This window comes from Nocardia sp. NPDC005998 (assembly GCF_040614395.1).
GTDB lineage: Bacteria > Actinomycetota > Actinomycetes > Mycobacteriales > Mycobacteriaceae > Nocardia.
Genome location: NZ_JBEXUI010000084.1, coordinates 1 through 7,743 on the forward strand (window position 1 = coordinate 1; position 7,743 = coordinate 7,743).

General features: G+C 65.9%; 6 protein-coding genes and 1 pseudogene. 4 read left to right on the plus strand and 3 right to left on the minus strand.

Annotation, left to right across the window (positions count from 1 at the left end; genetic code table 11):
- Positions 1 to 206 precede the first annotated feature (206 nt).
- Both ABZ293_RS41780 and ABZ293_RS41785 read right to left on the minus strand, forming a co-directional pair.
- Positions 207 to 1,067: a haloalkane dehalogenase gene (locus ABZ293_RS41780; RefSeq protein ID WP_355189877.1), complete on the minus strand. Its 861-nt coding sequence runs from the start codon at positions 1,065 to 1,067 to the stop codon at positions 207 to 209.
- Between the two features lie 346 nt (positions 1,068 to 1,413).
- Positions 1,414 to 2,964: an acyl-CoA carboxylase subunit beta gene (locus ABZ293_RS41785; protein WP_355189878.1), complete on the minus strand. Its 1,551-nt coding sequence runs from the start codon at positions 2,962 to 2,964 to the stop codon at positions 1,414 to 1,416.
- A 443-nt stretch (positions 2,965 to 3,407) separates the two neighbouring features.
- Here ABZ293_RS41785 and ABZ293_RS41790 point away from each other — a divergent pair, with 443 nt between their 5' ends.
- From ABZ293_RS41790 to ABZ293_RS41805, 4 genes and pseudogenes are all read left to right on the plus strand, one after another.
- On the plus strand, positions 3,408 to 4,376 hold the full coding sequence (locus ABZ293_RS41790) for a transcriptional regulator (RefSeq protein WP_355189879.1): 969 nt from the start codon (positions 3,408 to 3,410) through the stop codon (positions 4,374 to 4,376).
- Between the two features lie 80 nt (positions 4,377 to 4,456).
- Positions 4,457 to 5,368: pseudogene (locus ABZ293_RS41795) on the plus strand (acyl-ACP desaturase).
- A complete protein-coding gene (locus tag ABZ293_RS41800) occupies positions 5,365 to 6,387 on the plus strand; it encodes an alpha/beta hydrolase family protein (protein WP_355189880.1) in 1,023 nt (340 codons plus the stop codon). The pseudogene ABZ293_RS41795 and the gene ABZ293_RS41800 overlap by 4 nt, the downstream one beginning before the upstream one ends.
- Positions 6,388 to 6,551: 164 nt before the next feature.
- A complete protein-coding gene (locus tag ABZ293_RS41805; RefSeq protein ID WP_355189881.1) occupies positions 6,552 to 6,887 on the plus strand; it encodes a hypothetical protein in 336 nt (111 codons plus the stop codon).
- 4 nt (positions 6,888 to 6,891) lie between these two features.
- Here the strand turns inward: ABZ293_RS41805 and ABZ293_RS41810 are convergent, their stop codons facing one another.
- On the minus strand, positions 6,892 to 7,530 hold the full coding sequence (locus tag ABZ293_RS41810) for an MspA family porin (protein WP_355189882.1): 639 nt from the start codon (positions 7,528 to 7,530) through the stop codon (positions 6,892 to 6,894).
- Positions 7,531 to 7,743: the final 213 nt, after the last annotated feature.

The window sequence follows — 7,743 nt, forward strand, 5'->3', positions numbered from 1 at the left end:
GCGACACCCTCTCCCCGCAATACCAGAGCCCCGCCACCTTCACCGGAGGAACCATCCACAACGTCACCATCGACATCGGCAAGCAATCCTTCAACAACCTCCAAAAGGAAGCCGCGGCCGTCCTGGAAGGAAACTAGTGGTGCGCCCGTTAATTCGTCAGGGCGAGTCGAGCTTCACCGCCTCAGTGGTGCGTTCGTCCATCGCACTTACGGGAATCGCTGTGCGATCGCCATCGTGATCGCGTCCGGTGCGTGTTCCTGAATGAAATGCCGCGCGTGTGGCAGCTCGACTACATCGAGATCGGTGAAGGCGGCACGCATTCGCGGGATACCGGCGTTCGGACGGAACACCATGTCCCGCATTCCCCACAGCAACAGGGTCGGCTTGTCGCCGAGCAGGACGGGCACGTCTCGGGCGAGTCCGTCCAGCAGCGGGCGCGCGGCACGAATTTCTTTGGGCATCATGGCGAGTCCGCGCCGGGCTTCCGCAGTGGGCTGCACCGCGCGGTAGTGGTCGGCCTCGGCCGCGGTGAGCGTGCGCCCCAGCTCTGCGAGCAGGACGCGCTCGACTAGGAAATTCTGTTCGATTATCCGCCGCTGCATCGGACTGCTGCTCATGATCATGCTGAACGCCCGATTAGCCATCGCTTCGATCGGCCAGAACACGGTATTGCCCAGCACGATCCCCCGCACCCGGTCCGCGCGCGTGGCGACCGCACCCAGACCGATGGGGCCGCCCCAATCGTGTCCCATCAGAACGAAGCCGTCGAGCTGCAGGTGATCGATCAGCTCGCCGAGGACCGCGGTGTGTTCGGCGATGGTGTAGCCGAAACCCGCAGGACGTTCGGACAATCCGAAACCCAGGTAGTCGACGGCGACACACCGGTACCGGTCGCGCAGGTCCTTCACGATGTGGCGGTAGAGGAAACTCCACGCCGGAGCGCCATGACAGAACAGGATCGGTGGTCCGGCCCCCTCGTCGATGTAATGAACTCGGCCGACGGACGAGTCGAACCAGCGCGACTCGAAAGGATACAGATTCCCGTCGGGAACGAAGTCGATCAGCATTGTCCCCCCTCCGATGCCAGACTACGTGTGTGGTGCACCCGAGCGCGTGGCAGCCTCCACCGAAATGACCGTCTGTGGACCGGAGCCCGGCTTGCTGCCGCATGGTCGAGGTACTCAATGGGGACACACCCAGGTCGACTCGCACGAATGCGGCGTGCCCACCCAGAGTGGATAGGGACACAGTGGGTGGGCACGCCGCGTGCCGGGCCGCCGTGCGGCGAACACGGGCCGGGCATGGATGACGTTAGGGCACAGTCATATTGGGCCGCTCAGCGAGCGGCCCAACATCGGAGATCGCACGACCGGTGCCCGTTCATGTTGTGATGCAACACAAACGGGCGAGATCCTAGACCGGGAAGAGGCTGTGCTTGCGTGGGTTGTGCTTCTTGACCGAACCCTTCTCGCGCAGCAGGCGCAGCGCCTTGCGGATCTCCAGGCGGGTCTGGGACGGCTCGATGACGGCGTCGATATAGCCGCGTTCGGCCGCGGTCCACGGGGTGGCCACGGTGGCGTTGTAGAAGTCGATCATCTGCTGACGCACCGTGGCGCGCTGGTCGGCCGGAGTCGCCTCGAGCTGTCTGCGACCGATGATGCCCACCATGCTCTCCGCGCCCATTACCGCGATCTGTGCGGTCGGCCAGGCCAGGGCGAGGTCGGCGCCGAGCGGCTTGCAGCCCATTACCGCGTAGCCGCCGCCGTAGGCCTTGCGCGTCACGATCGACACGATCGGCACCGTGGCCTCGATCACCGAGCGGAAGAATCGGCCACCGCGCTTGATCACGCCGTTGCGTTCCTCCTCGAGCCCGGGCAGCACGCCGGGGGTGTCGACGACGAAGATGACCGGCAGGCCGAAGGCGTCGCACAGGCGGATGAAATACGCCGCCTTGTCCGAGCACAGTCCGTCCAGCGCGCCGCCGAGCACCTGCGGCTGATTGGCGACCACACCGACGCTGCGGCCGTCGACCCGGGCGAAGCCGGTGATCAGATTCTGGGCGGTACCCGCGCTGATCTCGTGGAAGTCGCCGTCGTCGAAGATGCGCAGCAGCACCTCGTGCATGTCGTAGCCGGACCGGGCCGAATCCGGGATGATCGAGTTCAGTTCCAGATCGTGGCTGGTGAGCTCCGGCTCCAGGCCCGGATTCACCACCGGAGCCTGCTCGAGGCAGCTCGACGGCAGGTAGCTCAGATAGGTGCGAACCCAGTCGAAGGCCGCCTGCTCATCGGCGGCGACGTGGTGCACCGTGCCATTGGCCTGCAGGGCGGCGGCGCCGCCGAGATCGTCGGCGCTGACCACCTCGCCGGTGACGCCCTTGATCACCTCCGGACCGGTGACGAACATATAGGACTTCTCGGTCGCGACCAGCACATCCATATTGACCGGGCCGTACACCGAACCGGCCGCGCATTTGCCGAGCATGACCGCGACCATCGGCACGAAACCGGACAGATCCTCCTGGCGTCGGCACATCAGCGCGTACCAGGCCAGCGAGGTCACCGCCTCTTGGATGCGGGCGCCGCCGGAATCGTTGATCGAGACCACCGGGCAGGCGTTCTCCTGCGCGAACTCCATTGCGGCGGCGACCTTTCGGCCGAACATCTCGCCGACCGAACCGCCGTGCACCGTCTGATCGTGGGCGATGACGACGACCGGCCTGCCGTCGATATAGCCGCGGCCGGTGACCACGCCGTCGCCGTACATGCCGTCGGTGCTGCCGGGCTGGCGCATCAGCGCGCCCATTTCCACGAAGGAGCCCTTGTCGAGCAGCATCCGCACGCGCTCGCGGGCGCTGGGTATGCCCTTCTTCTTGCGCTTCGCGATGCCGGTCTCGCCTGCGGGCTCCTCGGCGAGCTCCAGGACGTCGCGGAGTTCCTCCAGCTTTTCTCGCGTACCGCTCATATGGGGTTAGGCCATCCTTCGAACTCGTCGCCAGTTGCACCGCCCGGGTTCACCGAACTGAGGCAAGGCGGTCGATGCTATCGGGCATATGACCCGTAGCACAGGGATCCACTTTAGTCATGGGAGAGCTCACAGGTTCCGTCGGTGTGCCCTGGTTTGAACCATCGGTGTCCGGGTACTGCGCGCTGCCATGCCGATGCCGTCGGTAGATCGCCGCCGGGCGTTACAGCGGTGGTCGCGGCGCGCCACCCGTGCGCCAGCGGACCGGCGGTGCGCGGATCCCGCTGTCGCAATCTGATCGTCCGGATGAGCGGAATATTGCAACCGAGAATCCGCCCGCTGCTTGTGATTTCACCCAAGGCGGCCGGTGCCAAGTGATGACTTTCCCAATTATCGGGCTGGATATGCGATTTCGGTGCGAACCCGGCTAGCCTTTCATATTCATGGTGGGCAAACAGGCCAGTTCGGGCACCAAGACCTTGGAAGCAAAACTGGTCGAGCATTTGACTTTTCAGGCTCGGCGCGCACGTCGCGAAGATCTCGGTACTATCACGCGCGCCTGTTTGGTGGAGGCTGCGCGGATGCTGGAGGCGCGGTTGATTCCGGTGGCACAGCCAGCGGCGATTGCCGGATCGGCGGCGCGCTGGGCGCGTGAGGGGATAGCGCTGGAAACCGTGCTCGACGCGTATCACGACGGGGTCCGTATCGGTTTGGAATTCCTGACCGAGCAGGCCGCAGGGGAAGACGCCGATGCGGTGGCGGCGGCGGCCGGGCTGATCGTGCGGGTGCTGGAAACCGTGACGACGGCGACGCTGACGGCCTATCTGGATGAACATCGCCAGGTCGCGCGCGAGCAGCAGACCGCGGCGCAGATGCTGGTATCGGCGCTGCTCAGCGGGCACGGCGTCGCGCACCTGGCGCGCCGGGCCGGAATCAGTGTGGCCGCGTCGTACCAGGTCGTGGCCCTCGCGATTCCCGCGCATCCGGATGAGCGAAGACCTGGCATGGGCGCGCCGTCAGCGGCGCGCCGGAAGCTGCGCCGCGTTCAGGCGGCGCTGGCGACTCCGCTGGGTTCCCGGGCACTGTCGCTGCTGTCCGATGAGGGCGGCACGGTCCTGATTCCGATCGACGAGGTCTCGGCCATGACCTCGCTCGCACTCACCCCTGAGGTGCTCGAGCTGATCGGCGAGGCCGCCGAGGTTCCGCTGACCGCGGTGGTGACCTCTGGCGATGCCAGCCGGATTCCCGAACTGGCCGGGCTGGTCCAGAAGTTGCTGGTCCGACTGCAGGCCGATGGCCGACCGCCGGGGCTCTACCGACTGGCCGATCTGCCCGATTATGACGGGCTCCAGCAGGCCCGCCGCCCGGTCGTCACCTCGCCCAATGATCACCGAATCACCCGTTCGGCCTGACCGAACACCCTTGATCTGCGGTTCTGGGGTGTGAACGAAAAGGAGTACGTGTGCCGACCACACTGACCGATCTCGATACTGTGCGCAAACTCGAGCCCGTCGCCGAACGCCATCTCGAACAGCATCTACGCAAGGCCTGGCATCCGCAGGATTATGTGCCGTGGGACGACGGTCGGAATTTCGCGGCTATGGGCGGTGTCGATTGGGAGCCGGGACAATCCGAGCTGGCCGAGGTCGCCCGCACCGCGATGGTCACCAACTTGCGCACCGAGGACAATCTGCCCTCCTATCACCGGGAGATCTCGGAGTCGTTGTCCTTGGGCGGGTCTGGGGCACCTGGGCGGGGTGCTGGACCGCAGCGGAGAATCGTCATGCGATTGTCATGTGCGACTATCTGGTCACTCGCGCGGGCGACCCGGTGACCCCTGGAGCAGGCCAGAATGGCGCATATGACGACGGGTGTCGCGAAATCTGTGAAGGGACAGCAGTTCCTGCGATCTGGCGCATATGTGACGCAACAGGAACTGGCGACGAGGTTAAGTCACAGAAATACCGGCGCGGCCTGTAATGAGCCCATCGCCGAGCGTATGCTGCAACGAATTGCCGCCGACGAAAAGCTGTAGATGATCTTCTCTCGCAACCTCAGTGCCGCCACCCTCGACCTGACGCCGAACCAGACCCTGCGCGCGTTCACCGATATCGTCACCCGGTTCCAGATGTCCGGACTCACCCAGCCGAACTTCCGGCGAAATGCTGTGGTACTGGCCGAATACGGCATCTGCGATCTGCGTCAGCATCTCGACGGTGTGCTGCGCCCGGTGCTGCGCGCCTGGAATGTCTTCGAGCGCACCGACCTATCCGACGACGGCAAACGCGCCCGCGATGAAATCGCGGCCTACTTCGACGAGTTGGCGCTCAGGGCAACGTGTTTCGAGGAGCAGCGCGACCGCGCCGCAGCCGGACAGGCCGAGCGAGCCGCCGTCGCGCCATGAGTCTTCGAGCACCGATCACCGCGGCGGCGATGGCCCTCATCGCCGTGGTGGGGGCTGCGCCCGCGCTCGCGGATCTACCCGTAGCACCGCCGCCGGTGGATCCCGCCATGACCCGGACCGGCACCATCGCTATCGAGACTGTCGGCCCACGCCACGAACGCTTTTCGATCGCCTCTGCCGCCATGCGCCGGGTTATTACGGTGGATGTGCTGCGCGGCAGCGGTTCCGGGCCGCATCCGCTGTTGTATCTGCTGGACGGCGTTGACGGCGAGCAGATCTCGGGGTGGCTCAGCAAAGGTCGAGCGGCGGAGTACTTCGCCGATAAGCCCGTCGATGTGGTCTTGACCAGCGGCGGCACCGGGAGCATGTACAGCGACTGGATGCGCCGCGACGCGAATCTCGGACTCAATCGGTGGGAAACGTTTCTCACCGCGGAACTGCCGCCGATTGTCGAGTCGTATCTGAGAACCGATGGGCGGCGCGCGATCGCGGGCGTATCGATGGGCGCGCAGGCGGCCATGATGCTGGCCCAGCGGTATCCGGGACGATACCGCGCGGTCGCGGGGCTGAGCGGATGCTATTCCACCGCGGACGAACTCGGCCGCGCCGTCACCACCATCACGGTCGCCTCGCGTGGCGGCAATGTCGAAAACCTCTGGGGCCCACCCGATTCGCCGGAGTGGGGTGCGCACGACAGTGTGCTCCGGGCGGCCGATCTGCGGGGTACGTCGATCTATCTCTCCGCGGCGACCGGCCTGCCGACCGACGCCGATCTCGTCGCCGTATCGCATGCGCCGAACCTCGTCGAAGCCCTGCGGACGGCGGGTGGGGGACTCGCGCTCGAGGCCGGTGCGCGGCTGTGCACCGAACGCTTCGCCGCCCGGCTCGCCGAGCTGAAGATTCCCGCCACCGTCGACTACGCCCCGGCGGGCATGCACACCTGGCCCGATTTCGAGGCGCAACTCCCGCGTGCCTGGCGCGTGCTCGCCCCGGCGCTCGGGCTACCCGAGCCGCACTGATCCGCGCGACCTGGTGCCGGGCAGATCGTCGCGACCGCGAACAGCCTCGTCGAAAGTGCCGATAAGAGGGTCACTTTCACCGCGGGCCCGCACGCCGATGCGGGCCGCAGTCGAACACCAGGTGCGCGACCGCGCAGTTGATGTGGGGCTGGTATGAGCGGCCGGTGGCGGCTGGTCGGCAAGGGGCCGGACGCGACGATAACGCCGCCACCGATGTGACGGCCGCGGTGCGCCAGATCACGGTGCAGCGCAATGCCGCCGCCGCGGGCAGCTCGCTGGCGGCGCTGAGCCAGGGCAGAGTGGTCGCCTACGAGCTGCTCGAACCATCCGCGGTGGATCCCGGCTTGGCGCGGGCTGTCTCGTTCGTTTTCGCCTTCCTGCTGTGTATGGCGTCCTTCCTGTTCGACATGGGCGTCGTCGAGGAGAAGATCTACCGTCGCTCGCTGATGCAAGCCCAAGGGCGCCTGACGATTCGGCAGGCGCTGAAGGTGCAGGACTGAGGATTCACAGCACGATGGGGTCGCCGTAGCTGGCGCCGCTGGCATCCACCGCCGCCGATTCGGCGGTGACCCTGGCGTACGCGCGGATGGTCAGCGCGCCACCGCAGCCGGATACCTGGATGTGGAAGTCTCGGCTGACCATGGTGCCGAGGGTGTCCGATTGGAGTTTCTTGGTGCCGACCGTGATATCGGCGATTTTGCCCGGGGACATGCTCAGATCGGCGCCGAGCCCACCGCTGAGGTCGGGGATGACATTGATATCGATGCTCGGCGTCAGCGAACCTGGTGAGATGTCGAGTCCGAGGTCCAGATTGGCATCGGCCTGGAGTTTGGTTTGGAGCTCGGCCTTGGGGTCGAGGTCCACCGCGCATGCTACGTAGTACCCGGATGTCAGTGTGCCGGAATCGGAACCCGAGATCCGGCCGTAGAAGTCGGTGTCCAGCAACACTTCCCGGTTGGTCGGCATGCCGTTGAGCGCGGTGAGTGGATGGGCATCGATGTCGCGCTGGCCGACGGTGAATTGCATTGTGCCGGAGACGGAGTAGGTCTTCTCATGGGCGGCCGCGGCGTGCGCGAACGGGGCGGTGGTGACCGCGCAGCCCACCATTGTCAGGGCGGCGATCAGAACACACTTCCGGTACATCGTTCTCCATGCTCTCGGTGGCCGTACCCGGGCGCGCGGACGGCGATGGCTGCGTTCCCGGGCAGGATTCGGCGGCCCAGGACTGAGCCGTAGCGAGCGTGTCCGCTGAACCTCAGAGCTAGGCCGTGTTTCGAAAGTCGGGTCACCGTAGCCACAGGTCGATGGCGGCGATGTGGACGGTAGCCAGGAAGCGGACGGCGAGTTTGTCGTATC

Bases quoted from the DNA above. Each gene is read 5' to 3' on its own strand.
- ABZ293_RS41790 (WP_355189879.1), top strand. From the start codon at position 3,408: ATGGTGGGCAAACAGGCCAGTTCGGGCACCAAGACCTTGGAAGCAAAA.
- ABZ293_RS41810 (WP_355189882.1), bottom strand. From the start codon at position 7,530: ATGTACCGGAAGTGTGTTCTGATCGCCGCCCTGACAATGGTGGGCTGC.
- ABZ293_RS41780 (WP_355189877.1), bottom strand. From the start codon at position 1,067: ATGCTGATCGACTTCGTTCCCGACGGGAATCTGTATCCTTTCGAGTCG.
- ABZ293_RS41785 (WP_355189878.1), bottom strand. From the start codon at position 2,964: ATGAGCGGTACGCGAGAAAAGCTGGAGGAACTCCGCGACGTCCTGGAG.
- ABZ293_RS41800 (WP_355189880.1), top strand. From the start codon at position 5,365: ATGAGTCTTCGAGCACCGATCACCGCGGCGGCGATGGCCCTCATCGCC.